Source organism: Acinetobacter sp. G11 (genome assembly GCF_049808495.1).
GTDB lineage: Bacteria > Pseudomonadota > Gammaproteobacteria > Pseudomonadales > Moraxellaceae > Acinetobacter > Acinetobacter kookii.
Genome location: NZ_JBNCAT010000003.1, coordinates 132,822 through 159,087, shown reverse-complemented (window position 1 = coordinate 159,087; position 26,266 = coordinate 132,822). Strand labels below are relative to the sequence as shown.

Below are 26,266 nucleotides of genomic sequence, written 5' to 3'. Positions count from 1 at the left end.
AACTAAAAACAAATTTTAGTAACTATTGGATATAGGAGGATGGCAGGCATTGATATTGCAAAAGTCATCATAGAATTAACCCCTCGATACGCTTAACCCTTCCACAGCCGAAATCGTGCCATGAGCCAAATGAGCAGCGGCCAGAAAATGGTGTTAATGATATCGTGCAGACTGGCACCAATGCGCCACAGCCCATGGTTGATTAAATTATCACGGGCATCAAACAGCTCTGCAGCAATTGCAACAATGAGTACAGTCCAAATCGACCACTTCGACTTCAACTGACGATGGTGGAAAAACGCCACGATAAAGAATAGCATCAACCCGGCATACATATGTAAAGCATCACGTGATAGTTCCGTAAAATTTACGATATAAATTTTAAGTTCTTGAAACTTTGATAAATACATGACTGAAATTTTATTTTTAGGATGTTCTATAAAACCATAAACCCGAGTTCTGCATCCTGCAAAACTCGGGTACATGAGGTTGTGCTTCCAAGTGTTATTTTTATTTTGTTATTGCTGTCCATTGCTGCATCATATCCATGATGACTTTCTCTCAGCCGCAAATTTCATCTTCCATAATGGGATGTTCCTTTCCCGGCTCCTTGGCTGATGAGTTTAGATTAAATGAGTTTAGAAAAAAGAACTATTCGCAATTGACCTAAATCGGTGTAAGCCATTTCGTACACTTTTCTATTATTTATTCAGTCTGCTTTATCCCATTTTTATAGGCCTGGGCAATTTCATCGGTGACTGGTTTTTCTTCTTTTTCAGCTTTTTCAATACCTTCTTTTATTGTTTCGTGTGCCTCCCGCTCATCGGCATCCGTTTGCTCCAACTCCTCTTGCACCTGTTCAAAAATCCGTCCTGTCTGTAAAACCACATATACCGGAAAATGGTCTGAACCGATATGGGGCAACCTTTTCATGCGCACCAAGGCAAAATCGGTACTGTGAAAAATATGATCCAGTGACCAACGCAATAAGGGATAATCGGCATGGAAGGTGTTCACAAAGTGCCGCCCCACCCGTGGATCGAGCAGGCCACTTATCCGCTGAAACAGTCGGGTTGTTCTCGACCAGGCCACGTCATTCAAATCTCCCATCACAATGCAGCTTTCATCCAGATCCTTGATCTGGTCACCCACAATTAATAGTTCCGCATCCCGTAAGGTTGAATCTTTCGCTTCAGTGGGGCTGGGCGGTTTGGGATGCAGGCAATAAAGCTGTACCGGCTGGCCTGAACGTAAAATGACTGTGGTATGAATGGAAGGGATCTCATCACTTAAGATGAACTTGACTTCGGTATCTTTCAGCTCTAAACGGCTATACAGATGCATACCGTATAGATTATCCAGAGGTACAGGCACCCGGTAGGGATAATCTTTTTCAATCACGGAAAGTGCTTTTTGCCAGACCCGGTCTGATTCCAAAGTTAATACCAAATCAGGTTGGTATTTTTGAATCTGCTCAAGCAGCAACTGGTATTTGTTATTTGTCGTCAGAACATTGGAAATAATCAGGGAAATTTGCCTGTCCGGATTGAGCTGATGTTTGCGAACATGCTTGACCTGCTTTTTCCAGATAAAGGTATAAGGCAGCACCATTTTGAGCTGGTACGCCAGTGCCGCCATCAGACCGATAAAAATAATTTTCCGTGTTAAATTCCAGGGCTGATCCCAGACCAGCAGTAGAATAAAAGCAATCACTCCTAGAAACAGAATTTGCAAACGTGGAAAATCAGCACCTCGAATCCACCATTCATTCCGTGGAATCAGTGACCAGAATGTCAGCCATATCACCAGAACTGCAATTATTTCCACCCAAATCATCAGCTTTACTCTTTTTATCTTGGTAATTTGATCTGCAGTTGAAAAACTTTATCAATTTTGTATGTAACATAAACAAGATATTTCGCTCAATAATATTGATGTTTTCATTATGTAGTACTTGCAGTCACGTCCCTTTTTGATACACTCGAATCCCTTTTGATTTTTTTTAACGCACCGAGGCGAAGTGGCATGAAAGTAGGTCTGGTCGGTTGGCGCGGGATGGTGGGTTCCGTCCTTATGCAACGTATGGTTGAAGAGAATGATTTCGCTCATTTTGAGCCATTCTATTTTTCTACCAGTAATGCAGGTGGTGAAGCGCCTGCGTTTGGCGGTAAGACTGCCCCAGCACTTATGGATGCATCAGACATTAACAGTCTGAAGCAAATGGATGTCATTATTACCTGCCAAGGTGGTGATTACACCACTGAGGTTTTCCCGAAACTGAAAGCTGAAGGCTGGAATGGTTACTGGATTGATGCGGCATCTACCTTGCGTATGGCGGATGAAGCCATCATCGTGCTTGACCCAGTCAACATGAACGTAATTAAAGATGGTTTGGTGAACGGGACTAAAACTTTCGTTGGCGGTAACTGCACCGTTTCCTTGATGCTGATGGGCTTAGGCGGTCTGTTCCAGAATAATCTGGTGGAATGGGCAACCTCAATGACTTATCAGGCCGCTTCAGGTGCGGGCGCGCAAAACATGCGTGAACTCATCAACGGTATGGGCTATCTGTATAACAACACCAAAAACTTGTTAGACGACCCACGCTCTCCAATTTTGGATATCGATTCTAAAATTGCGGCATTACAACGCGGTGAAGGTTTCCCATCAGCAAACTTTGGCGTGCCTTTAGCAGGTTCCTTGATTCCGTATATCGACAAACAGCTTGAAAGCGGTCAGTCGAAAGAAGAGTGGAAAGGCCAGGTTGAAACCAACAAAATCCTGGGTAACTCGCAGATTGTTCCTATTGATGGCCATTGTGTACGTATTGGTGCGATGCGCTGCCATTCTCAAGCACTGACATTGAAACTGAAAAAAGATGTACCGCTTGATGAAATCGAAGATATCATCGCAAGTGCAAACGACTGGTCTAAAGTTGTGCCGAACACCCGTGAAGCATCGATGACTGATCTGACTCCGGTAGCAGTCACAGGTACCCTGTCTGTTCCAGTGGGCCGTTTACGCAAGCTTAACATGGGTAAAGAATACCTGGGAGCATTCACTGTAGGTGACCAATTGCTCTGGGGCGCTGCAGAACCTTTACGCCGTATGTTACGTATCCTGATCGATTACAAAAATGCTTAATAGCTAAATGAAAGAAAAGCCGGTCACAATTGATCGGCTTTTTTTATGTATCCTTTATGTTAAATGTTTTACAATTCTTCAACACCTCGTTAATCTATAACTTTCGCAGTGCGATAAAAAAACCGAGCTAAAGATTAAGATGACCGTATATAACAAATTAAAGATAGCCATTTTAGCCATTATTGCTTCGCAGAATATTCATGCGATTACTATTGATCCTATTCAAGTTCAATCTGCAGCAGGTGAATTACTGTATGCAGAAATGAATTTCCGCAATGCTGATCCGCAGGCACAAATTCAGGCCAGCCTGGCTGATGCGGAAGATATCGCAACTTTAGGCGTTGCCTATCAAGCTCCCGGACATCTCAATTTCTTTACCCGTCGCGATAGCTCGGGCAACGGTGTCATTACCATTACCTCGTCACGCCCCTTAACGGATGCTGAACTGAACATTATTATTAAAATTCAGGAAGGCAATGCGACACGTTTACAGCATATCAGGACCCCGCTGAAACGCAGCCAGGCAAATATTCAGGCCCGACTCTCAGGCAATGAAAAACCGTTAACCCCAATCACCATTGTCAGTGAAAAGGATATTGCATTACAACTGCCTGAAAGTACACAATATCGGATTGAAAAACCACAAACAGCACTTCAGCAATCATTTGAAGCGCCATTAATGCTCCATAAAGCTGCTCCACCGAGTTTAAACAGTTCTGCTGCACCTGTGGTTATTTCTGCAATGGCAGTGCCATCTGTACAGCCGGTTCAAACTCCGCAAAATGCTCCGACTGAAAGCAAGAGTACCATTCCGGCAAAAATTTCAACAAAAAATGAAGCAAAAATTTCAAATAATTCAAATGCTTTAAACCCTAGTATCTCGGCAGATCCTTTAGTCAGACAATATGCAGCATCTGCACATCAACAAATGGCTAAACCCAAAGTAGCAGCAGAACCTGTAGCAGCTACAGCACCGAAAAGCAAACCGGAAACAGCACCTGCAACATCGCCTCAGCCTACCGTGACAGCACAGGCCAGCAAGCATGTGGTGCAGTCAAATGAGTCACTCTGGGCAATTGCATCACGTGTGGCCACTGAGCAAAATCGTCCAATTGGCGAAGTCATGAAACAAATCAAGGCCAATAATGAGCATGCGTTTATTCAAGGTGATGTGAACCGTTTGCGTCGCGGCGCCGCTTTGAATTTAAATACTGGGACCATCCCAAAAGAAGAGCCAAAAGCAAAAGTTGCCCATTTAGCCAAAGCACCTTCCAAACCGTCCAATCAGTCAGCTAAGGCCAAATATCGCTTAAATCAGGCAGAAATGAGCCTGGTTGCAGAGAAAGAACAAGATTCAGCCAGCGGTTCTGCCAAAAAGAACACAGAAAAAAAGCAAACTTCTAATGAGTTATCATTAAAAGTTATGACATCTCGCGAAAAAACCGTTAGATTACAGAGAAACGTAACTCAATTAGAATTGGCACTAAATCAGAAGGATCACAGAATTCAATTATTAAATGCCCGTCTAGCCCAATTGCAGCAACAATTGAAAGCTCAACAGGCAGATAAGAAGCCAATACACTAACTTAATGTTACATACGATGATTTTTTGAGTAGGCACATCTCTAAAGTCCTACTCTCTAGGGGTTAAAACATGCTGATTTATGTGATTCCATTAGTAATATTAATTATTGTTTTGGTCGTTTTCAAAAAACGTCAAGACAGCCAAGAATCAGGTAAAACAACAACAGCTAAGGGCAAAACTCAAAAAGTAAGCTCAACTAAAAAAACAGTGACAAAAACAAAAGAAGTTGCTGATACTGTTGTTGCAAAGAAAAAAACCACCCCTTTAGCTGCCGATGTCCGCAATAAAATTGAAGCCCTGATTCGCGAAAACAATTTTTTCTCTGCTGAAGCACAGATTAATCAGGCTTTAAATAAAGACAATTCACAGCACGAATTGTATTTGTTGTTGCTGGACATTCACATCCTGCAGAAAGATGAATTTGCCATCAGCCAGCTGATTAATCACCTGCGCTCATTAGAACTGGATGATTTTCTGGAACAGGCGCTTGCTAAAAAAGAAGCACATGAGAAGCAAGCTGTAGGTTCTAAAGATACCATTGAGTTTAAACCATCCTCCACTGTTGCTACAGCGGCTGAACCAGCGCTTACCGAGACCAAGAATACTGCTGATTTTGATGCATTAATGAATGACGCTGTTGCACCTGCTGCAACAAATGATCTTGCCTTTGATCAGTTACAGCAAGACCAGCTTGCTCCGCAAACAGCAGCCGTTGAAGAAATCAAACCTCTTGATTTCAGCAGTCTATCTCTGGATTCAGCGGCAGAAGCAGCAACTGCACCAGCTGAAGAAATCAAGCCTCTAGATTTTAACAATCTCAATCTTGATCCTGCACCTGTAGCAGAAAGCCAGCCAGAAGCTGCCCCGGTTCAAGAAATCCAGCCTTTGGATTTCTCATTTAGTTTAGACACTGCAACAACCGGACAACCGGCAACTGAGAAAGCTGCCAGTATTGAGCCTGCTGTAGAAGAAAAACCTGAATTTAATTTTGATTTCTCCATTGCAGAAGCGCCAGCAGCTGAAACAAAAGTTGCAGCTGAAGAGACCACACCAAGCCTGGATCTGGACTTTAATTTAGAGCCAGCGACCCCGATTGAAGAGCCAATTGCAGAGGTAGTGCCAGCAAAAGCTGCGGGCGTAAACTTTGATATTAGCAATATCAGCTCATCTGCAGCCAAAGCAGATAAAAATGATCCGTTGGTTCAATCCTTCCCTGAGCTGACTGAAGTGGATGAAATCAACCTGAATCTGGAACTGGCACAGCAATACATCCAGCTCGGTGCGGTGGAATCGGCACGCGAATTACTGGCAGAGCAAGAGGCTGGCTATACGCCTGAACAACGCCAGCTGGCAGATCATTTACGCAATCAAATAGCATCTTAAGCGATTTCGATCTACTATAAAGCAGTCATCCTTGGCTGCTTTTTTTATGATGAAAAAAATAGCATTAATCTATATGGGCGGTACATTTGGCTGTATTGGTGATCCACTCAGCCCGATGCCGGCCGAGCAATTTATTCCGAAACTGCAACATGTTCTCCCTCTCGATCAGCAGATCGAATGTTTTGTTGCACCGGCCATTCAGGACAGTAGTGCCTGCACAGCCCCAGACTGGCTGAAACTGGTTCAATCTATTCAACAGCTTCAGCTACAGCATTTTGAACATTTTGTGATTATTCATGGAACGGATACCCTTAGTTATGCCAGCGCCGTCCTGTCACGCTTTCTGGGCCAATCTGCACATGTGGTCATGACCGGCAGCCAGTATCCCCTGTTAAATGCGGCGGGAAACAATACCCGCGAATTTACCGATGCGATTGACAATTTGAACTTTGCCTTGGACTGTGTAGTTAAATATCCGGTAGGGGTTTATTTGGCTTTTCATCATCATTTGGTTCATGCCCAGACTGCATTAAAAATTCATACCACAGAACTGGATGCCTTTAGCGGAATCAACGCAGCCGAATCTATTGCCCATAGCCCCAGCTATATCGTCCATGAGGATGATATCAATAAGGCAGCCTCCTTTAACTGTTTAAGCCTGATGATGCAGCCCCTGGATTTGGTCCAGCAGATTGCTAATCTGCAAACCATTTGTCAGGCCCCACCCAACTTCCTGATTCTGCAAGGCTTTGGCACCGGAAATCTGGCAGTGAATGATCAACTGATAGCTTGCATTCAAAAACTGCAACAAGCCGGCTGTGCAGTGATTTTAACCACTCAAGTACCTTTTGGGGGAATTGATCAGCGTTATGCCATTAGCCAATGGACACTGCAAGCCAATATTATCCTGAGTGATTGTCTGGGACATGCAGATCTTTATGCAAAAGCACTGAAAATGTATTTACAATACGACGCTGTAGACCAATGGCAGGCTCATTGGCATGATCACATGTAATTTGAGGTAAATATGCAACGTTTTGCGGTTGGTATTGAGTTTTGTGGCGTTCGATATAGAGGCTGGCAAACTCAGCAGCCTGGCGTTCCAAGCGTGCAGGAAACCATTGAAAAAGTGCTGAGCAAAATTGCCGATGAACCGATCATTTTGCACGGTGCAGGTCGTACCGATGCCGGTGTTCATGCCACCAATATGGTGGCCCATTTCGATACCCATGCCATCCGCCCGATTCGTGGCTGGCTGATGGGGGCAAACAGCCAGCTGCCTAAAGATATCGCCTTTCAGTGGATCAAGCAGATGGACCACGATTTCCATGCCCGCTTTAAGGCTCAGGCACGCCGTTATCGCTATGTGGTCTACAACAATCCGCAGCGCCCCGCGCTTCTGCATAAACAGGTCACGCATGCTTACTACCCACTAGATGTAGAAAAGATGATTGCAGCGGCGAAAAAGTTTGAAGGCACGCATAACTTTGAAAGTTTCCGTGCCGCAGCCTGTCAATCCAACCAGCCGGTTCGTCATGTCAAGCATTGTCGCCTGATTCAACATGGTTGCTATCTGGTTTTAGATATTCAGGCAGATGGCTTCTTGCACCATATGGTACGCAACATCATGGGCTGTTTACTGGAAATTGGTCAGGGCATGTATGATGTTGATCATATTGATAGCATTTTTGCCGCTGAAGACCGCAAGGCAGCAGGAATCACCGCACCACCGGATGGCTTGTATTTTATCCATGCCGATTACCCTGAACAGTTTGAGCTTCCTAAAATGCCTTTGGGCCCGCACTGGTTAAATATGCCGGAGTGATTTAATCCCTCCCTACCTCCCTTTTCCAAAGGGAGGAGTTCCATTTCGAGACTTTAAAAACGAAAGTCCCCCTTTCAAAAGGGGGATTTAGGGGGATTCTGTTTAGGAAAGGTTTTTAAATTTTCAAACTTAACGCTGCTTCCTTTTTCGATATTCCACCGGCGTTTCATTAGTCCAGCGCTTAAAGGCACGATAAAAAGTGCTCGGCTCGGAAAAACCGGTCAGATACACAATCCGTTCCACGCTTTCCGCCGTATTGGCCAGTAATTTCTTTGCCAAACGACAGCGATAGTCGGACAAGATTTGCTGAAAACTGGTATTCGCTTCACTCAGCTGGGTACGTAAACGGCGCGGCGTAATATTTAAATGCGTGGCTACGGTTTCCAAAGTAGTTTCGCCACTTTCTAAAGTCGAACCAATTGCACGGCGCACTTCACCGACCAGATCATAACGCGCCAGTTCCTGCAGCTTTTCAATGGCCAGCTGCTCATGTAACTGCAACAGCTCCGGCTCTGCTTGCCATAACTGGTAATCTAAAATCGCAGGATCGAAATATAAACGGGTTTCTTTTTGTCCTAAGCTGACTGGACATTCATAGACCCGGAAATATTCATCATCAGGTGCACCCTGACTAAAGTTAAAATCGATATAGATCGGCTGAAAACGGCCTTCAGTAATAAATTTGAAGAAACGCAGCACACCCGACATCGCACACTCAGAAAAATGCCGATTAACGATATTTTCACCCCAAGGTTGCTCACCATTGGTCAAATAGCAACGGTCATCTTCAATCACCAGCTTGGCATGAAAAGCATCACTGATCAGGCGCTGATAAGCCAGAGCACGCTTCAGCCCTTCACCAAAGTTTTCACTGGAAATAAACAGGTGTTCAATCACTTGCCCACGGTATAAAGGCAGGTGTTCACCCAAATGCAAACCAATATCGGGATCTTTACTGACCTCTTCCGCAGCCACCCAAAACGCATATTGAGCACTAAGCGGGGTACGGTCATTGGTTTCGACCTGATTTAAGGCCACACCAGCTTTCATTAAAATTTCTTCAGTTGGCAAACCTGCACGACGAATGGCTTGATAACCCAATCGTAAAACAACTGATGCATCAGTTAGCTGACCCACGCAAAAACCTTCCTTGTATGTTCTTCATTTATACTTAAAAAGATTGATTTTAGATTAACTGCGATTGACCAAACTGACAACAGAACAATGCGCTTTTTTACAGAAAATCTTTATACGGAGAGTTCGCTTATTTAACTGACAGATGAACCAGCAAAGCCGCATTGTGCCTTGTTTTATGCAAAAAAATTGACTATAATTTGCGCCTTTCCAATTTATTCATTCAGGTAGGCTATGGCCAATAAAGAGGAACTCATCGAGTTCGAAGGCGTTGTCACCGAGACGCTTCCTAATACTATGTTCCGTGTACGTTTAGAGAACGGTCACGAAGTGATTGCCCACATCTCTGGTAAAATGCGTAAACATTATATTCGTATTTTGACTGGCGACAGTGTGAAAGTAGAAATGACCCCTTATGATTTGACCAAGGGTCGTATTACTTATCGTGCACGCTAAGTTTTAGCGTAAGCAAAAGCCACTTAAACAGTGGCTTTTTTATTGGGTTTATACTTACTGACCGTGTATCAAATCACAACGTTCATTCAAATTTCTCTGTTTAAAATAAAGTTTTATTTCAATGGAGAAAAGGCGATGTCATTTCTTCACACCTTCAGTCTTTTTGCAATTCTGGGCTTAATGATGAGCTTGCTGTATGGCTGCTCGACATCACCAACAACCAGTGCACAACAACGTGATGCCTATTTACAGCAATTTATCGGACAGACCAGTCAAAGCATTCAGGCCAGGCTGGATTTAAACAGCATCGGTTACCAGCAGGTGTTAGCGCCTATTGCAAATGATCAGACGCTCACTTATACCGTCATTCGTCCTGTCAGCATTCCGCTACCGATGGCACAAAATCCTGCCGATATTGATGCCGGCAATATTCCTGTACCCGTGACGCCCCGATCACAAAGCTATGATGTCAACTTGCAATGTAAAATTATCTATCGCTTAGAACACAACATTGCCACATCGGTTCATTACACTGGCCATACCTGTTAAAACCCTCTGAAAAGGCCATAAAAAAACGCAGCTCATGGCTGCGTTTTTTCTGTCAGGCGAACTTAATTCAATGCAGTAACCACGGCCTGGCCCATTTCAACCGTACCTACCTGAGTATTGCCTTCTGACATGATGTCGCCAGTACGTAAACCTTGATCCAGTACATTGCCTACCGCATCTTCAATGGCTTGCGCTGCAGCTTCTTCACGGAAGGTATAACGCAGCATCATCGCCACAGAAAGAATGGTCGCTAACGGGTTGGCAATGTTTTGGCCTGCGATGTCAGGTGCTGAACCATGACATGGCTCATACATACCTTTACCGTTTTCATCCAGTGATGCAGATGGCAACATGCCGATCGAACCGGTCAGCATCGCTGCTTCATCAGACAGGATGTCACCGAACAGGTTGCCGGTTACAATCACGTCAAACTGCTTAGGCGCACGTACCAGCTGCATTGCAGCATTGTCGACATACATGTGCGACAGGTTAATTTCTGGATATTGTTCAGCATGTAACTGGGTTACGGTTTGCTTCCACAATTCAGTCACTTCAAGGACGTTGGCTTTATCGACTGAGCAGACTTTAGCACCACGAAGTTTCGCCATTTCAAATGCCACTTTCGCAATACGTTTGATTTCTGACTCTGCATATACATCAGTGTTGAAACCCTGTTTTTCACCATTTTCCAGTTCACGGATACCACGTGGCTGACCGAAGTAGATACCCCCGGTGAGTTCACGAACAATCAGGATATCTAGGCCTGATACGATTTCAGGTTTCAAGCTTGAAGCACCGGCAAGTTGCGGATAAAGAATTGCTGGACGCAAGTTTGCGAATAAATTGAGTTCGCTACGTAATTTTAATAAGCCGCGCTCTGGACGGATTGAACGTTCAATCGTATCCCATTTTGGACCACCGACCGCACCCAATAAAATGGCATCGGCTTTTTTCGCCTGTTCAGAAGTTACTGCTGGGTACGGTTCGCCATGCGCATCAATCGCTGCACCACCCAATAAACCCTGTTCCCAAGTCAAACCCAGATTAAATTTTTCATTCACGCGTGCAAGCACCTGTTCAGCTGCTTTTACGATTTCAGGACCAATACCATCACCTGGTAAAATCAAAATATGTTTTGACATGAGTGTTTCCATTTATGAAGTCGATGCATTCCATCGACGGGATTTTAAATTTTCTTTTCCACAAACTCACCCAGACCGGTCAAGGCATTGTAGGGTCTGCAGAAACGTCGGATTGTCTTGTGTTCTTGCAGGAGATCTACACACAAGGGTTCAGGTGCAGATACATTCAGCAAGCTGCCCTGCTGTTTGTTGCGTTCACGGTACATTTTAAAAATGTAACGCTGCTTCGGCTTAAACTGGTGAAAAACATGAAGGGTTTCGGCACGATCCCTGGAAATCGGATAAAAGCGGATCACCACTTCATGTTGCCCCGGAGGGATTGAAAGATATAACGCATTCGGCTGACTTAAGGAGTTTGCCTGTAAACGTAAAATACCCGATTCAACCGCAGCACTATTTACACGGCGCTGGGCTGCATCAATAATTTGAATTTTATTTAAACGTTCAAATTCACAGTTTGCAGTACCCGCACAGTAAATCAAGGCATTCGTTTTGCTACTTTCAGTTTCTTTTACATGTTTAATCCGTACAGTATCAATGCTTTGGCACGCAGTTAAAAATGCGGCCACAAGACCCAGTACAGCAAGCTGACCATAAACTTTTGTCATTGTTCGAGCCCAACCCTCACCAATTAAAGCCAACTAAATATTTTTATGGATCCGATATTAGCAAGAGTTAGGCCTGGATACTACTAGCGCTGAAAATTCAAGTAATTAACCGTGAATTTCCTGAAATACCCAAGGACGTGACTGTTTGGTCTTTTCTTCATAGGCACGAATATCATCTGCAGCCTGTAAAGTTAAGCCAATATCATCCAGACCATTCAACAGGCAGTGTTTGCGGAACGGATCGACTTCAAATTTAAAGCTCTCACCCGATGGCGTACGTACTTCCTGCGCTTCCAGGTCGATGGTTAACTGGTAGCCTTCAGTTGCCGCACATTCTTTAAATAACTGATCGACGATTTCTTCAGACAAGATCACCGGCAACATGCCATTTTTAAAGCTGTTATTAAAGAAAATGTCGGCATAGCTTGGTGCAATCACGGTACGGAAACCGTATTCATTCAACGCCCATGGCGCATGCTCACGGCTTGAACCGCAACCGAAGTTGGCACGTGAAATTAAAACTGTCGCACCTTGATAACGCGGCTGGTTCAAGACGAAATCTGGATTCTTAGGACGTTTTGAGTTGTCTTGACCCGGATAGCCTTCATCCAGATAACGCAATTCATCAAATAAGTTTTCACCAAAACCGGTACGTTTGATCGATTTCAAAAACTGTTTTGGAATAATTAAATCTGTATCGACATTGGCACGATCTAATGGTGCAACGATACCTTGTTCAACGGTATATTTTTTCATGTTTATTTCCCAATAAATCCGTAACCTCTCCCTAACCCTCTCCTATAAGGAGAGGGAACTCCTTCTCTTGCGCCATGATATGGCTCAGGAAGAAAGTTGGGATGAGGGCTTAAACTAGAACGTACGTACGTCAACGAAATGACCGGCAATCGCTGCAGCAGCTGCCATCGCAGGACTCACCAAGTGCGTACGACCGCCATTACCCTGACGACCTTCGAAGTTACGGTTAGAAGTTGAGGCACAGTGCTCGCCCGGTTGCAATTTGTCAGCATTCATGGCCAAGCACATTGAACAGCCCGGTTCACGCCATTCAAAACCGGCATCCAAGAATACTTTATCCAGACCTTCAGCTTCAGCTTGCTGTTTTACCAAACCAGAACCCGGAACCACCATGGCCTGTTTAATTGAAGCAGCCACTTTACGGCCTTTAATCACTTCAGCTGCAGCACGAATATCTTCAATACGCGAGTTGGTGCAAGAACCGATAAATACACGGTCTAACTGAATGTCTGCCAATGCCTGACCGGCATTTAAACCCATATATTGATAAGCACGGGTCCAGTCATTGCGTTGCACGTCATCTTTGGCCTGTTCCAAGGTTGGCACCGCTTGGGACACCGGAATCACCATTTCAGGCGAAGTACCCCAAGAAACTTGCGGTTCAATCTCTTCACCCTGTAACACCACCACAGTATCGAAATGCGCACCTTCATCAGAGTGCAAGGTATTCCAGTAGGCTACAGCAGCATCCCACTGCTCACCTTTCGGTGCATAGTTACGGCCTTTCACGTATTCAATGGTTTTGTCATCAACAGCGACCATACCGACACGCGCACCGGCTTCAATCGCCATGTTGCACACGGTCATACGGCCTTCGATAGACATGTCACGGAACACCTGACCGCCAAATTCAATCGCGTGACCGGTACCGCCTGCAGTGCCAATTTTACCGATAATCGCCAATACCACATCTTTTGGTGTAACGCCCTGGCCCAATTTGCCGTCAACACGCACCAACATGTTCTTCATTTTCTTTTGAACCAGGCACTGGGTTGCCAATACATGTTCAACTTCTGAAGTCCCGATACCGTGCGCCAAACAGCCAAATGCACCGTGAGTTGCCGTATGCGAGTCACCACACACCACAGTCATGCCCGGCAAAGTCAAACCTTGCTCAGGTCCAACCACGTGTGCGATCCCTTGGCGAATATCGTTAATATCAAATTCAACAATATTGAAGGTTTTACAGTTGTCATCCAGGGTTTGTACCTGGATACGCGAAGTGTCATCTTCAATACCGGCAATACCCTGCTCACGCTCGGTTTTTGAGGTGGGTACGTTATGGTCTGGCGTGGCCACATTGGCACTTAAACGCCAAGGTTTACGACCTGCCAGCTGCAAACCTTCAAAAGCTTGGGGCGAAGTTACTTCATGTAATAAATGACGGTCGATATAAAGTAAGGCTGAGCCATCATCGCGTTGTTTTACTAAATGGTCATCCCACAATTTATCGTATAAAGTCTTTGCTTTTGGGGTATTGCCTGCCATGTCGACGCGCTCCATAGAACTGGGTAATGCTTTCATTAACTTCGATTATAACCACGTATTTACATAAATCTAATTTATCATTTTTATTAGTTTAAAAACTTTTTGGAATTAATTTTGACCGTATTTAAACCCTGCATTTTGGCAAAATTTCATCCCTTCAGTTTTTAAGACGGCAATCTCCTTATGCTCATGCTCAACAAATGAAAGGCTTTAACGCTGCCTGCAGAGAGTACCCATGCTGAATTTAACCCGACGGTTTTTGTTTCGCTTCTACCAGCTGTTCAATTGCCCGGATGAGTTCTGCTTTCGCTGCACCGCATTGGGCAGCCGCCTGATTTTCATCATCTTCATCATCGGCAATTTCATAGACCTGACTGCGTTTTTCTACCGCTTCTTCAAAAATATCAAGAAGGTATTTGATGTGTTTAATATCCATGATGTTCACCCTTCCAGAAAAGTATCTCTAGACATATCTCTCTAGGCGATACCGTTCCCCTGTTGTTGTATTGATTGTTCAGTTGAACCAGCCAAACAATTTATAAAACCGATTAAAAACATAAAAATGTTCGTTTTCACAAATTAAATAAGACTGATTATCATTTAGCTATATCCCGAGGCAAAGATTGAGGAACACCCCATGGCCCATATCCAAAAATTTGTGAATAACAACCAGCGTATGTTCAAGAAAACCTTTAGCTATTACATTATGCACATCACCATTGCCATGTTGGTCGGTTATTTCGTCACAGGAAGTATCTGGATGGCAGTGACCTTGAGCTTGCTTGAGCCGACCATTCAGGCAATCGCGTTCTTCTTCCATGAAAAAATCTGGGAAGCCAAACCGGTGAAAATGCAGAACAGGAACAACGCGGCCATCTAAATATTGCCGGGCTATAGAAATATCATGGGTTCCTGTTTTCCGCTTTACAAGCATCACTTCATTGGCATGAGGTGATGTTTTATTTTTACCTGTTAAGTTCACATCTGCATACATTTTTTCGGGTCTTTTTTAAGATGAAACGCCCCTTTGATATAAAAATATTTTATAATAATTTAATTTTCATATAACCAGATATCCCCTTATGAATCTTGCTGCCTTTGAAGCGTTCATTAAAGTCATGGAAACCGGTTCTATTTCTATGGCTGCCGATTTATTGTTTATTACCCAGCCTGCTGTGACTAAACGCATTCATAGCCTGGAAGAATATTTTGGCGTGAAACTGTTTGAGTCTGCCGGTCGTGGCGTTCAGGCGACGCATGCTGCACATTCTTTATTGCCGAAAGTGAAAAACTGGCTCAATGAACTGGGCGATATTCACCATACCCTCAGTCACGAACAGGAACAGGTGCAAGGCAAACTGAAAATTGGCACCAGTCATCATATTGGCTTGCACCATCTACCGCAGCACCTGCGCAATTATGTGCAAAAATTTCCTGACGTCACTTTAGATGTGCATTTTGTTGACTCGGAACAGGCGCATGAACAGGTACTGGCGGGTGACCTGGAACTGGCCTTTTTAACCCTGCCGCCGAAAGGGGATGAACGCCTGAGTTATGTGACCATCTGGAATGATCCGCTGGTCTTTGTGGTGGCACCTTTTCATCCGCTGGCACAAAAAAAGCATCTGAGTCTGGAAGACTTGATTCAATATCCCAGCCTATTGCCCGCCTCGCAAACCTATACCACGCAAATCACCTTGGCAGAGTTTGAAAAGCAAGGCGTTAAACCGAAAATCACCATGAGCAACAATCCGCTGGAATCCATCCGCATGCTGGTTTCAATTGGTTTGGGATGGTCGGTATTACCGAAAACCTTGCTGAATCAGGACCTGCAAATGCTGGATATCAATGTGCAAATGCAACGTCAACTGGGCATGGTCTGGCATCCGGGGCGCACCCAGTCACGTGCCGTACAGGAACTGGTGGCCATGATGCAAAACTCGCATCTCGGCTAAAACCGGCTTGAGCGCTGCATCTGCCTGGATGCAGCATTTTGTTACCTTAATCCTTAGCATAGCGGTACAGCTTTCGGGTACTTTTAAATAAAACACATAAAACAACATGTTTTAAATGTGCAAAAGAATTCGAAGGAGTATGGAGCTATGCTGAGGGATTTATCACCAACCCTATCTATAACAAATTCACCTGAAACAACCGAAGCTAAAACACACCCAGTCAAAGCCGATGTCGATGCTCCAAATCTATGGCAAAGCGCTAAAATTTCTTTGCTGCCTACGCCCGATTTAAACTTTGCTGATGAAGCCACGGCACGGCATAGCTTGCGTGATTATTTTCTGAATACTTTTGACAGCTATGAACGGCTGTTTGACTGCCTGAAAAATGATGCAGCCTATTACCTTAAACCCATCTCTTTACGTCATCCGCTGATTTTTTATTTTGGTCATACGGCGACCTTTTTTATCAATAAACTGCTGCTCAGCAACCTGATTCACGCACGTTTGAACCCAGAGCTGGAAAGCATTTTTGCTGTCGGGGTCGATGAAATGAGCTGGGACGATCTGAATGAGCAGCATTATGACTGGCCGAATGTAGAAGAAGTCCGGGCTTATCGTGGCCAGGTACGGACACTGGTCCTGAATCTGATTGAGCATGCCCCCCTGACGTTACCCTTGAACTGGAACCATCCGTGGTGGTCGATCCTCATGGGCATTGAACATGAACGGATTCATCTTGAAACCTCCTCGGTCCTGATTCGCCAGCAGCAGCTGGACTATGTATACAACCATCCGCAGTGGCATGCCGAGGTCATCACAGACATTGCACCCGAAAATACCCTGATTGCTGTTCCTGCAGGACAGGTCAACCTAAACAAGACTTTCGACAGTAACTTCTATGGCTGGGACAATGAATATGGCCGGCATCAGGCAGATGTGGCCGCTTTTCAGGCTTCACAATATCTGGTTTCCAATCAGGAATTCTTGAGTTTTGTGGAAGATGGCAGTTATGCCACTGATCGCTACTGGACCGCAGAAGGACAGGCCTGGCTGAAATTTTCTCAAGCCCAGCATCCTAGCTTTTGGCGAAAAACCCCTTCAGGCTGGTCACTGCGTTTGATGCTGGAAGAAATTTCCATGCCTTGGGACTGGCCGGTAGAAGTGAATTATCTTGAAGCCAAAGCATTTTGCAATTGGAAAGCCGAGAAAACCGGTCAAAGTATTCGCTTGCCCACAGAAGATGAGTGGTACCGGCTGTATGATGTGGCAGGGTTGGATGCCAATCTGCCCAGTCCTGAACAGGCCAATATCGAACTGAAATACCGAACCAGTCCCTGCCCGGTGAATCATTTTCAGCAGGGTGATTTTTTTGATATTCAGGGCAATGTCTGGCAATGGACTGAAACCCCGATTTACCCTTTTGACGGTTTTCAGGTGCATCCGCTCTATGATGATTTCAGCACCCCAACCTTTGACGGGCAACATAATTTAATCAAAGGCGGTTCCTGGATTTCTGCCGGCAATGAGACATTGCACAGCTCACGTTATGCTTTCCGCCGGCATTTTTTCCAGCATGCCGGGTTCCGCTATGTCGCTGCTTCTCAAGAACTTCAGCAGTTTCAATCGCAGTATGAAACGGACCAGATGATCTCACAATATCTGGAATTTCAGTACGGTGCAGAATATTTTAACGTGCCCAATTTTGCCCAAAGCCTGATGGACATTGCACAGCCCTATTTTAAGGATATTGCTACCGAGAAGGCATTGGATATCGGTTGTGCCACGGGTCGGGCCAGCTTTGAACTGACAGCTTATTTTGATCAGGTCACAGGCCTGGACTTTTCCGCACGCTTTATTCAGCAGGCGGTACAGCTGGCGCAAGGAGAAACGCTACGCTACACCCTGCCGATTGAAGGGGAACTGGTGGAATATAAAGCCTGCAACTTAAAAGAGTTGGGCTTAGATCAGCTTGCGCATAAAGTCGATTTTTTCCAGGCCGATGCCTGCAATTTAAAGCCTCATTTTAGCAATTATGATTTCATTCTGGCTGCAAATTTAATTGACCGCCTGCATCATCCCAAAGATTTCTTAGCCGAAATCCATCAGCGTTTAAAACTGGGTGGAATTTTAATGCTGGCCTCCCCCTATACCTGGCTAGAAGAACATACTGCACGTGCTGAATGGCTCGGGGGCTTTAAGAAAAATGCGGAAAACTTTAGTACGCTGCAAGGTATTACGGAACTGTTGCAAGCGCATTTCGAAATGCTGGATGAACCTCAGGATGTGGCATTTGTGATTCGTGAAACCGCGCGTAAATATCAACACACCCTGTCCCAAGTCACCTTATGGAAACGGGTCAGGTAAATTCTTTACAAAAATAAAGCCAATCTGAGAATTGGCTTTATTTCGCTATGATCTTTATCGGATCACTGAATCTTCATGCAGCGATTCATTCAACTGGTCAACAATAATCGCCCATGAACCATCGGACTTGATTTTTTCTGCCAAAAACTGGCGCTGCGCTTCGTTCCAATATTCGGCTTCGGTAATCTGGGTCTGGGCATTGAGTTGATGCGTAGCAATAAACAGGGCAATCGCCTCTTCACTGGAATCTAATCCTAACTGCTCAAAAAGATTGGTCATTCTTGGACGTGTTTGGCTCATTTTAATCTCCTGTTCTTGTTCAATTTCAAACAATAAATTTTGTTTTTTACCCTTGTGCTTTCATTCTAATATACGGCAAAGGCATACTCATGGTAAGGCTTATTTTATCGTCCCTTAGTCGATATAACCCCTTCAATCCGGTTCAGCAGTTTGGTAGCAACCCTCTTCCAACATGCAAGGATTTGGGTGCAATCCATTTTTTATTTTTCACGTTTAAAGTGGAGAGAACCGCCCTATTCCGTAGGCTCCCCCCTCCGTCAAAACAAATTGCCTAAATTGACCAATCCTGAATTTCCCAGTTTTGTGCTTTGGCCAAAGCCTCTAAACGCTCATCCGGGTTGACCACAATGGCATGGTCGGCATATTCCAGCAAGAAACGGTCATTGAATGAATCTGAATACGCCCATGACTCCTCGATATTGCGCCCTTCCAGCCATTGTTCCAGACGGATCAATTTCCCTTTTTGATAACAGGCAGTGTTGATGACTTTACCGGTATATTTGCCATCCACCACTTCTGCATTGGTGGCAATAATTTCAGTAATACCAAACTCGTGAAAAATCGGTGCGGTAATAAAATCCGAAGTTGCGGTAATTCCCACCAGCTCGTGTCCGGCATCCTTGTGACGTTGAATGGCAGCAAAACCTTCGGGACGCATTTGCGGACGAATGATTTTTTTCATGAACAATTCATGTAATTCGGTCAAATAATCATTGTCATGCTGGGTTAAAAATTCAAAGACGAATTCGTTATAGGCAATCGGGTCAAGTTGCCCTGCTTTATAGTCCTCATAAAATTTGTCATTCATTTGACGATGTCGGATTGGATCGACTAAACCTTCGTTTACTAAAAACTCACCCCATGAATAATCTGAATCGGTATTTAATAGGGTGTGGTCGAGGTCAAATAAAGCCAATTTCATGAAAATACTCGTAAAAACTGAAATTTAAGAAAAAAATTGTAAATCTATCTCCGCTAGTCGATAGAAATTCGTTAAGATCATAGCAATTTTTAACATTTAATCTGTGCTTTTTTTCGAGATGGATATAGAAATAACAATCCCCGAACAAAAAGCCATACATTACAGAAAATTTAGGTAGCCAAATGATCGACTCAGAAGGTTTCCGACCGAATGTCGGGATCATTTTGGCAAACGACATTGGACAAGTTTTATGGGCAAAACGCATTGGACACAATGCTTGGCAATTTCCGCAAGGAGGGATCCAGTTTGGAGAATCCCCCGAACAGGCACTTTATCGTGAGCTGAGAGAAGAAGTTGGCTTATTGCCCGAACATGTTCAAATTGTAGCGCAAACAAAAGGTTGGCTGCGTTATCGTTTGCCGCAAAGATATATACGCCCGGATTCGGACCCGGTGTGTATTGGTCAAAAACAGAAGTGGTTTTTACTCCGGCTGACAGCGCCAGCAAAGCATATTCAGCTGGACCTGTCAGACCCACCCGAGTTTGACCAGTGGCAATGGGTAAGCTATTGGTACCCATTGGGTCAGGTCGTGAATTTTAAACGCGATGTATACCGGAGGGCGATGGTGGAACTGTGTCAGCAGTTGCCCTCGCTCTAGCTCGAAAAAATTGCATGAAAATGCAGATTTTTTAGTAGCATGTTGTTATAAATAAAAACAGTTTTAAACTTATTTTGGAGCAGATTTTATGTCGAATATGCAACTGGACACCTTAAGACGCATTGTGCAAGAAATCAATGCGTCCACCAGTTTGCATGAGTCACTCGACATCATGGTCAATCAGGTTGCTGAAGCCATGCGCGTGGATGTCTGCTCCATTTATCTGCTGGATGAACGAAACCAGCGTTATCTGCTCATGGCATCTAAAGGGTTAAATCCTGAAGCTGTGGGACATGTCTCCTTACATACCAGCGAAGGCCTGGTGGGACTGGTGGGACAACGCGAAGAAATCGTCAACCTGGATAATGCACCAAAGCACGAACGCTTTATGTACCTGCCGGAAACCGGCGAGGAAATTTATAATTCCTTCCTGGGTGTTCCAGTCATGTACCGCCGCAAGGTGATGGGCGTTTTGGTGGTGCAAAATAAGGAACCACAAGATTTTAGCGAAGCCGCGGAGTCGTTCCTGGTCACCCTGTGTGCCCAGCTGTCCGGTGTGATTGCCCATGCCCATGCCGTGGGCAATATCGATGTATTCCGCAAGCCAAGCAATTTACCTGCTTATAAAACCTTTCAGGGCGTTTCCGGTTCAGGCGGGATTGCTTTAGGGCGTGCCGTAATTCTCTATCCGCCTGCCGATCTGGCTGCTGTGCCTGATCGCGAAGCAGATGACATCAGTGAAGAACTGGCTCTTCTGGATGCCGCATTAAATGCCGTGCGTCAGGAAATTCAGGCACTGGATGAAAAAATGCAGGATGCCTTAATGGCTGAGGAACGGGCTTTATTCAGCGTGTTTTTGCGCATGCTGGATGAAAACTCCCTGCCTGCTGAAATTAAGGCTGAAATCCGCGATGGGAACTGGGCACAGGGTGCTGTACGTATTGTCATTGATAATCACATTGCCCTGTTTGCACAAATGGAAGATGACTATTTACGCGAACGTGTGTCCGACCTGAAAGATCTAGGGCGTCGTATTCTGGCCTTTTTGCAGGAAGCCGATGCCAGCCATCGGGAACTGACCGATGAAAGCATTCTGATCGGGGAAGACATTTCAACCGCGGCACTGGTTGAATTACCGGTGGATAAAATTGCCGCAATTGTCACTACCGAAGGTGCCATGAATTCACATATGGTGATTGTGGCACGTGCCCTGGGCATTCCAACTGTGGTCGGTGTGACTGAACTGCCAATCAATACCCTGGATGATGTCGAGATGATTGTCGATGCCCATCAGGGACGTGTGTTTATCAATCCACCGCGCCGTTTGCGTACCCGCTATAAAGAAATCCAGAAAGAAGAAGAACAGCTGGCGAAAGACTTAAAGCAATACGAAACCAAAGATGCCATCACCCCAGATGGCGTTGCAGTCAAACTGTTTGTCAATACGGGTTTAATGATTGATGTCGTTCGCGGCGTACAGCGTGGTGCCAAAGGCGTCGGTTTATACCGCTCTGAAATTCCGTTTATGCTGCGTGACCGCTTCCCTGGCGAAGAAGAACAGCGTGCCATTTACCGCCAGCAACTCAGCCACTTTGCCAATAAACCTGTGGTGATGCGTACCCTCGACATTGGTGCAGATAAAGATTTACCGTATTTCTCGATTGAAGAAGAAAACTCGGCGCTGGGCTGGCGCGGTATCCGTTTTACCCTGGATCATCCAGAAATTTTTTCTGCCCAGATTCGTGCCATGCTCAAAGCCAGTATTGGATTGAATAACCTGCACATTTTACTGCCCATGATCACCAGTGTCAGTGAAGTGGAAGAAGCCCTCTATCTGCTGGACCGTGACTGGACCGCAGTGCAGGAGGAAGAACAGGTCAAAATTACCAAGCCCAAAATTGGCATTATGGTTGAAGTTCCGAGTGTGCTGTTACAGATTGAAGAGTTTTCCGAACTGGTAGATTTTTTCTCGGTCGGTTCAAATGACTTGACCCAGTATTTACTGGCGGTTGACCGCAATAACCCTCGGGTTGCCAATGTCTACTCGCACTTCCATCCGGCTATTTTACGCGCTTTAACCCGCTTGGTTCAGGAATGTCATAAATATGATAAACCGGTGAGCATTTGTGGAGAAATGGCTGGCGACCCATTGGCAGCGGTACTATTGATGGCGATGGGCTTTAATACCCTGTCGATGAGTTCAAGCAATATTTTGCGGGTGCGTAAAGCCATTTGCCATGTCCCTATGACCGATGCCCAGGAACAGCTGGAACGTGTATTAAAAATGAGTAACCCACTAATGGTGAAAAGCTGGATGGAATATTACTTCAAGACCCATGGTCTAGGGGATATGGTGAAATCTGCAACCCGTATTTTGGGTGCTTAAAATGGGGTTATAGCACAGCAAATACCGTGCAAGAAAAAGGGAGATAATCATTTGAGTATCTCCCTTTTTTGTGCTTGTCATAGCCACGTTTTGCATTTTTCTTGCGGTCTACAAAGACCTGGCTTTTGTTGACCTCATGCATATGTTTTGCCACAAAGTTGTGAATCACCACTTCTGGCACTGCTTTTTTCTTTGCCATTTTACTCACCTGTTTTCATGCACCATCCGGATTGGACAGTAAGCTGATATTACGCTTTTTTGTACAGAATTCAAGCGGTTTTTGCAGTGAGATACGTTTTATATAAAATTTAATTATTTCAAATACTTAATCTTATATTTCAGTCTTTACCTACCCGTTTATTACAATTTCTGCATCTTCAAAAAATGCATGGCCAAATAGGCCAAAAAAAGCAGCCAGATTAAAATAATCACCCCTGCCGCCCAACGGTTGACAGGCCGTTCTGCCAATAGCGAGGCACGAATCCTGCAATCGTCTAGAATTTCTTGTGGTGTCAGCTTGATCACCAATAACAGCCCCAAGGGCACAATAATAATATCATCCAGATAGCCCAGCACTGGAATAAAATCGGGAATCAGGTCAATCGGCGATAGCGCATATGCCGCAATAATCAGCGCCAGTATTTTGATCCAGACAGGTGTGCGCTGGTCTTTAGCCACCAGCCAAACCACCAGAACATCTTTTTTGATGGTTTTGGCCCATTGTTTAATTTTTTGATACATACAGGTAAGGAAAATCAAAATTTCAGAATGACATCTTAAATAGGTTTTCTTAAATGAATATAAATTTTGCAGCTTCAACCTTATTTTTATGTAAGTGTTAGCAAAGTAAAATTAGGGAAAAATCAAAAGATATCTGCCGAATTTATCAGTGAATCCTGAACTCGAAATGAAAACTCCCTCTCTCCTTTAAAAGATCAAACATCCTCAAATATTTTGAGTATACAAAGGAGAGGTTCTTTGATTCATATTTTTATCCCTTCTCATCCCTCCTTCTCCCTGAGCCATATATGGCGCGAGAGAAGGAGCTTTCGTCGCGAAATTATTTTTCTTTAGCCAACGCCCTTTCCAGTACCCGTTCCACATCAACCTGCTGCGCAGCAAGCATACCTACCACTCGGCCATGAAATTCGCTATAGCGCGTTTGAATAAAAGCATCCGCCACATAGTCCGGTGCATAACGTTTCAATAAAACAGCTTGAGCCAAAATGACCAGACGGCTGACCAGACTACGCCCCATAAACTGCAAGTCATCAGCAGATTGCTGCAACAGTTTGAACAGGCTTTGTAATTCATTTTTCAAGGTTTCATCTTCTAATGCAGTTGATGCCAGATCTTTAAACAATAGCTCAATCGATTCAGGTTCACGACTGATTGCACGCAATACATCGAGGCACATGACATTGCCCGACCCTTCCCAAATGGTATTCACCGGGGCTTCTTTAAAAATACGCGCCATGATGCCGTTATCGACATAGCCATTGCCGCCAAACACCTCCATCATCTCGCCAGTCAATTCAACAGCACGCTTGCAGATCCAGAACTTGGAAGCCGGGGTCATGATTCTTTTCCATGTCAAAGACAGGGCATCGTCAGTTTCATAACAATGCGCCAGATGAAAACTTAAATGCATCGCGGCTTCGGTTTCCAGGGCTAAATCCGCGAGTACTGCTTGCATCAACGGCTGTTCGGCTAAATGTTTGCCAAAGGCTTTGCGTTGACGGGTATAGGCAATACATTGCACTAAAGCCTGACGCAGCATGGCGGTACTGCCCACAGAACAGGTCAGGCGGGTGTAATTGGCCATTTCAATAATGGTCGGAATACCACGCCCTGCCTCACCCATCATGATGCCCCAGGCCTCTTTAAATTCGACTTCGGAACTGGAATTACTGCGGTTGCCGACTTTTTCTTTTAGTCGCTGCACATGAATATTATTTTTTGTGCCATCTTCCAGCCAGCGCGGCACAAAGAAACAGGCCAAGCCATCCTGCTCGGTTTTCGCGACGACCAGATGAGCATCACACATCGGCGCGGAGAAAAACCATTTATGCCCGGTCAGTAAATAGGCCTTACCCCGGCCTGATTCAGCGACAGGAACAGCTAGGGTTTCATTGGCCCGCACATCGGAACCGCCCTGCTTTTCAGTCATGCCCATACCCAGCCAGATCGATTTCTTCTGGGCAATCGGCAGGTCACGTTCATCGTATTCGGTGGATAATAATTTTTCGCCAATTTTGGCCCACAGTTCAGGTTCACGCTGCATTAAGGGAATGCTGCCAAGTGTCATCGATGTTGGACACAGACTGCCGCATTCGACCTGTCCGCTTAAGTAAAAACGCGCTGCCCATGCCACCCATTTCGAAGATGATGCCGCATGGTTAAATGGATGGGCATGGCTGTCGAATTTGCGGTTTAAAGCCATCCACTTGTGCCAGGCAGGATGAAACTCGATGTAATCTTTACGGCGGCCACGAGCATCGAAGGCATGCAGAATGGGCGTGTGCTTATTGGCTAAATCGGCATATTGATAATATTCGGCTGATCCCACCACTTTGCCCATATCACACAAGGTTGCTTGGTCATGGCTGCCATAACGCTTCAATATTTCATGTAAAACCGTATCGGATGAAAATAAATTGTAATCTTGCAGTTCATCAAACTGGTTGCTGATTTGATGGGTCATCCATGTCTGATTCAATAACTGGTTCGATGTATTCATCGTCTATATTTCCTGCTTGTTGTTCTGGGCTTTTCATTCCAGTATAGAGAAAAATTCGCCACAGCATGTTCGGCTTTATTGAGTCTAATTTTTTATGAAAAATCCACAGATACAGGTACGGCGTAAGCCACGCCAGTCACGGGCCAAGCTGACTCAGGAAGCCTTGCAGGACAGTTTTGTTCGGCTTTTGCATGAGCGTGCTGCACATGACATTACCATTCGGGAGATTACCGATTTGGCCGGTGTGGGTTTGGGTACGTTTTATGAATATTTTTCCAAAAAGGAAGATTTGATTGCGCTGACCATTCACCAACATGTGAAAAACAATGCCGAGAATTTAAAAACTTATGCACAAAGCCTGATCAAGTTATCCACAGATATGGCTCTGGATGATTATTTAAAACAGGTGATTCACTTTCAGCTTAAGCAGATTCAGGCACAGCAGTTTTTATGGGCACAGACTTTTTTGCTGGAACGGCAGATTTCCAATATTGAGAGTTATCGCAAGAGTTATGAGATGATGGTGCAGATGTGGCAAAGCATTCTTGTGCCATTTATTCAGGATGCTGAACAGCTGAAACGCATGAGTTTAAATGTGCAGCGGGTATGTTATGGCTTTGTGTCGCAGACGTTGTTGGTAGAGCCTGAGTTTGGGGAATGGAAAATTTTAGAGGAGGACATTATTCAAACTTTTGCCAATATAATTTTTAATTAAAAATGTCCTTTTTTGAAGTTAAATATCCGTTTTTAATTGACAAAACACATCAAAATCGCTCACAAAAAAACCGACTTGTTTCCAAGCCGGGATTC

Annotated in this window: 26 protein-coding genes; 13 read left to right on the top strand and 13 right to left on the bottom strand. The window is 44.7% G+C overall.

The window, feature by feature from the left end; translation table 11 throughout:
- Positions 1 to 92 precede the first annotated feature (92 nt).
- Together ACPUEY_RS02495 and ACPUEY_RS02490 are read right to left on the bottom strand one after the other, a co-directional pair.
- Complete coding sequence (locus ACPUEY_RS02495) at positions 93 to 485, bottom strand: hypothetical protein (protein WP_425121035.1); 393 nt, start codon at positions 483 to 485, stop codon at positions 93 to 95.
- Between the two features lie 220 nt (positions 486 to 705).
- A complete protein-coding gene (locus ACPUEY_RS02490) occupies positions 706 to 1,836 on the bottom strand; it encodes an endonuclease/exonuclease/phosphatase family protein (protein WP_425121033.1) in 1,131 nt (376 codons plus the stop codon).
- Between the two features lie 189 nt (positions 1,837 to 2,025).
- Between ACPUEY_RS02490 and asd the strand changes: the two genes are divergently transcribed.
- From asd to truA, 5 genes are all read left to right on the top strand, one after another.
- Entirely contained in the window at positions 2,026 to 3,144 is a 1,119-nt protein-coding gene (gene asd / locus ACPUEY_RS02485) for an aspartate-semialdehyde dehydrogenase (RefSeq protein WP_425121032.1), read from the top strand.
- 139 nt (positions 3,145 to 3,283) lie between these two features.
- Positions 3,284 to 4,729 carry a hypothetical protein gene (locus ACPUEY_RS02480; protein WP_425121031.1) on the top strand — a complete coding sequence of 482 codons (1,446 nt, stop codon included), beginning with the start codon at positions 3,284 to 3,286 and terminating at the stop codon, positions 4,727 to 4,729.
- Positions 4,730 to 4,798: 69 nt separating this feature from the next.
- Entirely contained in the window at positions 4,799 to 6,112 is a 1,314-nt protein-coding gene (locus ACPUEY_RS02475) for a fimbrial protein FimV (protein ID WP_425121030.1), read from the top strand.
- A gap of 46 nt (positions 6,113 to 6,158) precedes the next feature.
- Positions 6,159 to 7,127, top strand: coding sequence for an asparaginase (locus ACPUEY_RS02470; protein WP_425121027.1), 969 nt, complete (start codon positions 6,159 to 6,161; stop codon positions 7,125 to 7,127).
- A gap of 12 nt (positions 7,128 to 7,139) precedes the next feature.
- Positions 7,140 to 7,937, top strand: coding sequence for a tRNA pseudouridine(38-40) synthase TruA (gene truA / locus ACPUEY_RS02465; RefSeq protein ID WP_425121026.1), 798 nt, complete (start codon positions 7,140 to 7,142; stop codon positions 7,935 to 7,937).
- A 129-nt stretch (positions 7,938 to 8,066) separates the two neighbouring features.
- On the opposite strand, the gene ACPUEY_RS02460 is transcribed toward truA, so the two are convergent.
- Complete coding sequence (locus ACPUEY_RS02460) at positions 8,067 to 9,074, bottom strand: AraC family transcriptional regulator (RefSeq protein WP_425121025.1); 1,008 nt, start codon at positions 9,072 to 9,074, stop codon at positions 8,067 to 8,069.
- A gap of 231 nt (positions 9,075 to 9,305) precedes the next feature.
- Between ACPUEY_RS02460 and infA the strand changes: the two genes are divergently transcribed.
- Positions 9,306 to 9,527 (top strand): translation initiation factor IF-1, encoded by a 222-nt coding sequence (gene infA, locus ACPUEY_RS02455; RefSeq protein WP_001284370.1) that lies wholly within the window; start codon positions 9,306 to 9,308, stop codon positions 9,525 to 9,527.
- Positions 9,528 to 9,662: 135 nt separating this feature from the next.
- The gene (locus tag ACPUEY_RS02450; protein ID WP_425121023.1) at positions 9,663 to 10,076 is read left to right on the top strand and encodes a hypothetical protein; all 414 of its coding nucleotides are present in this window, start codon (positions 9,663 to 9,665) and stop codon (positions 10,074 to 10,076) included.
- 62 nt (positions 10,077 to 10,138) lie between these two features.
- Here ACPUEY_RS02450 and leuB read toward each other — a convergent pair whose 3' ends face one another.
- The 5 genes from leuB to ACPUEY_RS02425 all read right to left on the bottom strand — a co-directional run bounded on the left by leuB (position 10,139) and on the right by ACPUEY_RS02425 (position 14,566).
- Positions 10,139 to 11,218 (bottom strand): 3-isopropylmalate dehydrogenase, encoded by a 1,080-nt coding sequence (leuB, locus tag ACPUEY_RS02445; RefSeq protein ID WP_261181235.1) that lies wholly within the window; start codon positions 11,216 to 11,218, stop codon positions 10,139 to 10,141.
- A gap of 44 nt (positions 11,219 to 11,262) precedes the next feature.
- Entirely contained in the window at positions 11,263 to 11,826 is a 564-nt protein-coding gene (locus ACPUEY_RS02440; protein WP_425121022.1) for a hypothetical protein, read from the bottom strand.
- Between the two features lie 105 nt (positions 11,827 to 11,931).
- Positions 11,932 to 12,582 (bottom strand): 3-isopropylmalate dehydratase small subunit, encoded by a 651-nt coding sequence (gene leuD, locus ACPUEY_RS02435; RefSeq protein ID WP_092819075.1) that lies wholly within the window; start codon positions 12,580 to 12,582, stop codon positions 11,932 to 11,934.
- 114 nt (positions 12,583 to 12,696) lie between these two features.
- Positions 12,697 to 14,130: a 3-isopropylmalate dehydratase large subunit gene (gene leuC / locus ACPUEY_RS02430; RefSeq protein ID WP_092819076.1), complete on the bottom strand. Its 1,434-nt coding sequence runs from the start codon at positions 14,128 to 14,130 to the stop codon at positions 12,697 to 12,699.
- A gap of 244 nt (positions 14,131 to 14,374) precedes the next feature.
- Entirely contained in the window at positions 14,375 to 14,566 is a 192-nt protein-coding gene (locus ACPUEY_RS02425; RefSeq protein ID WP_261181233.1) for a hypothetical protein, read from the bottom strand.
- A 201-nt stretch (positions 14,567 to 14,767) separates the two neighbouring features.
- Here ACPUEY_RS02425 and ACPUEY_RS02420 point away from each other — a divergent pair, with 201 nt between their 5' ends.
- The 3 genes from ACPUEY_RS02420 (at position 14,768) to ovoA (ending at position 18,449) form a co-directional block, all read left to right on the top strand.
- On the top strand, positions 14,768 to 15,010 hold the full coding sequence (locus ACPUEY_RS02420) for a DUF2061 domain-containing protein (protein ID WP_092819078.1): 243 nt from the start codon (positions 14,768 to 14,770) through the stop codon (positions 15,008 to 15,010).
- A 202-nt stretch (positions 15,011 to 15,212) separates the two neighbouring features.
- A complete protein-coding gene (locus ACPUEY_RS02415) occupies positions 15,213 to 16,085 on the top strand; it encodes a LysR family transcriptional regulator (protein ID WP_425121021.1) in 873 nt (290 codons plus the stop codon).
- A gap of 147 nt (positions 16,086 to 16,232) precedes the next feature.
- Complete coding sequence (gene ovoA, locus ACPUEY_RS02410) at positions 16,233 to 18,449, top strand: 5-histidylcysteine sulfoxide synthase (RefSeq protein ID WP_425121020.1); 2,217 nt, start codon at positions 16,233 to 16,235, stop codon at positions 18,447 to 18,449.
- 54 nt (positions 18,450 to 18,503) lie between these two features.
- Here the strand turns inward: ovoA and ACPUEY_RS02405 are convergent, their stop codons facing one another.
- Both ACPUEY_RS02405 and ACPUEY_RS02400 read right to left on the bottom strand, forming a co-directional pair.
- On the bottom strand, positions 18,504 to 18,749 hold the full coding sequence (locus ACPUEY_RS02405) for a DUF2789 family protein (protein ID WP_425121019.1): 246 nt from the start codon (positions 18,747 to 18,749) through the stop codon (positions 18,504 to 18,506).
- Positions 18,750 to 19,020: 271 nt separating this feature from the next.
- Positions 19,021 to 19,671: an HAD family hydrolase gene (locus ACPUEY_RS02400; RefSeq protein ID WP_425121018.1), complete on the bottom strand. Its 651-nt coding sequence runs from the start codon at positions 19,669 to 19,671 to the stop codon at positions 19,021 to 19,023.
- A 182-nt stretch (positions 19,672 to 19,853) separates the two neighbouring features.
- Between ACPUEY_RS02400 and ACPUEY_RS02395 the strand changes: the two genes are divergently transcribed.
- Both ACPUEY_RS02395 and ptsP read left to right on the top strand, forming a co-directional pair.
- Positions 19,854 to 20,330, top strand: coding sequence for an RNA pyrophosphohydrolase (locus tag ACPUEY_RS02395; RefSeq protein ID WP_086195300.1), 477 nt, complete (start codon positions 19,854 to 19,856; stop codon positions 20,328 to 20,330).
- 88 nt (positions 20,331 to 20,418) lie between these two features.
- Positions 20,419 to 22,716, top strand: a complete 2,298-nt coding sequence (gene ptsP, locus ACPUEY_RS02390; protein WP_425121016.1) for a phosphoenolpyruvate--protein phosphotransferase — start codon at positions 20,419 to 20,421, stop codon at positions 22,714 to 22,716.
- A 7-nt stretch (positions 22,717 to 22,723) separates the two neighbouring features.
- Here ptsP and ACPUEY_RS02385 read toward each other — a convergent pair whose 3' ends face one another.
- The 3 genes from ACPUEY_RS02385 to ACPUEY_RS02375 form a co-directional block, all read right to left on the bottom strand.
- Entirely contained in the window at positions 22,724 to 22,915 is a 192-nt protein-coding gene (locus tag ACPUEY_RS02385) for a DUF7230 family protein (protein WP_261181228.1), read from the bottom strand.
- 161 nt (positions 22,916 to 23,076) lie between these two features.
- Positions 23,077 to 23,457: a YkvA family protein gene (locus tag ACPUEY_RS02380; protein WP_425121015.1), complete on the bottom strand. Its 381-nt coding sequence runs from the start codon at positions 23,455 to 23,457 to the stop codon at positions 23,077 to 23,079.
- Between the two features lie 319 nt (positions 23,458 to 23,776).
- Positions 23,777 to 25,456 carry an acyl-CoA dehydrogenase family protein gene (locus tag ACPUEY_RS02375; RefSeq protein WP_425121013.1) on the bottom strand — a complete coding sequence of 560 codons (1,680 nt, stop codon included), beginning with the start codon at positions 25,454 to 25,456 and terminating at the stop codon, positions 23,777 to 23,779.
- A gap of 94 nt (positions 25,457 to 25,550) precedes the next feature.
- Between ACPUEY_RS02375 and ACPUEY_RS02370 the strand changes: the two genes are divergently transcribed.
- On the top strand, positions 25,551 to 26,171 hold the full coding sequence (locus tag ACPUEY_RS02370; protein ID WP_425121012.1) for a TetR/AcrR family transcriptional regulator: 621 nt from the start codon (positions 25,551 to 25,553) through the stop codon (positions 26,169 to 26,171).
- The last annotated feature ends 95 nt before the right edge of the window (positions 26,172 to 26,266 follow it).

Coding starts and splice junctions, on each gene's coding strand:
- ACPUEY_RS02495 (WP_425121035.1), bottom strand. CDS start 485: ATGTACCCGAGTTTTGCAGGATGCAGAACTCGGGTTTATGGTTTTATA.
- ACPUEY_RS02490 (WP_425121033.1), bottom strand. CDS start 1,836: ATGATTTGGGTGGAAATAATTGCAGTTCTGGTGATATGGCTGACATTC.
- asd (WP_425121032.1), top strand. CDS start 2,026: ATGAAAGTAGGTCTGGTCGGTTGGCGCGGGATGGTGGGTTCCGTCCTT.
- ACPUEY_RS02480 (WP_425121031.1), top strand. CDS start 3,284: ATGACCGTATATAACAAATTAAAGATAGCCATTTTAGCCATTATTGCT.
- ACPUEY_RS02475 (WP_425121030.1), top strand. CDS start 4,799: ATGCTGATTTATGTGATTCCATTAGTAATATTAATTATTGTTTTGGTC.
- ACPUEY_RS02470 (WP_425121027.1), top strand. CDS start 6,159: ATGATGAAAAAAATAGCATTAATCTATATGGGCGGTACATTTGGCTGT.
- truA (WP_425121026.1), top strand. CDS start 7,140: ATGCAACGTTTTGCGGTTGGTATTGAGTTTTGTGGCGTTCGATATAGA.
- infA (WP_001284370.1), top strand. CDS start 9,306: ATGGCCAATAAAGAGGAACTCATCGAGTTCGAAGGCGTTGTCACCGAG.
- ACPUEY_RS02450 (WP_425121023.1), top strand. CDS start 9,663: ATGTCATTTCTTCACACCTTCAGTCTTTTTGCAATTCTGGGCTTAATG.
- leuB (WP_261181235.1), bottom strand. CDS start 11,218: ATGTCAAAACATATTTTGATTTTACCAGGTGATGGTATTGGTCCTGAA.
- ACPUEY_RS02440 (WP_425121022.1), bottom strand. CDS start 11,826: ATGACAAAAGTTTATGGTCAGCTTGCTGTACTGGGTCTTGTGGCCGCA.
- leuD (WP_092819075.1), bottom strand. CDS start 12,582: ATGAAAAAATATACCGTTGAACAAGGTATCGTTGCACCATTAGATCGT.
- leuC (WP_092819076.1), bottom strand. CDS start 14,130: ATGGCAGGCAATACCCCAAAAGCAAAGACTTTATACGATAAATTGTGG.
- ACPUEY_RS02425 (WP_261181233.1), bottom strand. CDS start 14,566: ATGGATATTAAACACATCAAATACCTTCTTGATATTTTTGAAGAAGCG.
- ACPUEY_RS02420 (WP_092819078.1), top strand. CDS start 14,768: ATGGCCCATATCCAAAAATTTGTGAATAACAACCAGCGTATGTTCAAG.
- ACPUEY_RS02415 (WP_425121021.1), top strand. CDS start 15,213: ATGAATCTTGCTGCCTTTGAAGCGTTCATTAAAGTCATGGAAACCGGT.
- ovoA (WP_425121020.1), top strand. CDS start 16,233: ATGCTGAGGGATTTATCACCAACCCTATCTATAACAAATTCACCTGAA.
- ACPUEY_RS02405 (WP_425121019.1), bottom strand. CDS start 18,749: ATGAGCCAAACACGTCCAAGAATGACCAATCTTTTTGAGCAGTTAGGA.
- ACPUEY_RS02400 (WP_425121018.1), bottom strand. CDS start 19,671: ATGAAATTGGCTTTATTTGACCTCGACCACACCCTATTAAATACCGAT.
- ACPUEY_RS02395 (WP_086195300.1), top strand. CDS start 19,854: ATGATCGACTCAGAAGGTTTCCGACCGAATGTCGGGATCATTTTGGCA.
- ptsP (WP_425121016.1), top strand. CDS start 20,419: ATGTCGAATATGCAACTGGACACCTTAAGACGCATTGTGCAAGAAATC.
- ACPUEY_RS02385 (WP_261181228.1), bottom strand. CDS start 22,915: ATGGCAAAGAAAAAAGCAGTGCCAGAAGTGGTGATTCACAACTTTGTG.
- ACPUEY_RS02380 (WP_425121015.1), bottom strand. CDS start 23,457: ATGTATCAAAAAATTAAACAATGGGCCAAAACCATCAAAAAAGATGTT.
- ACPUEY_RS02375 (WP_425121013.1), bottom strand. CDS start 25,456: ATGAATACATCGAACCAGTTATTGAATCAGACATGGATGACCCATCAA.
- ACPUEY_RS02370 (WP_425121012.1), top strand. CDS start 25,551: ATGAAAAATCCACAGATACAGGTACGGCGTAAGCCACGCCAGTCACGG.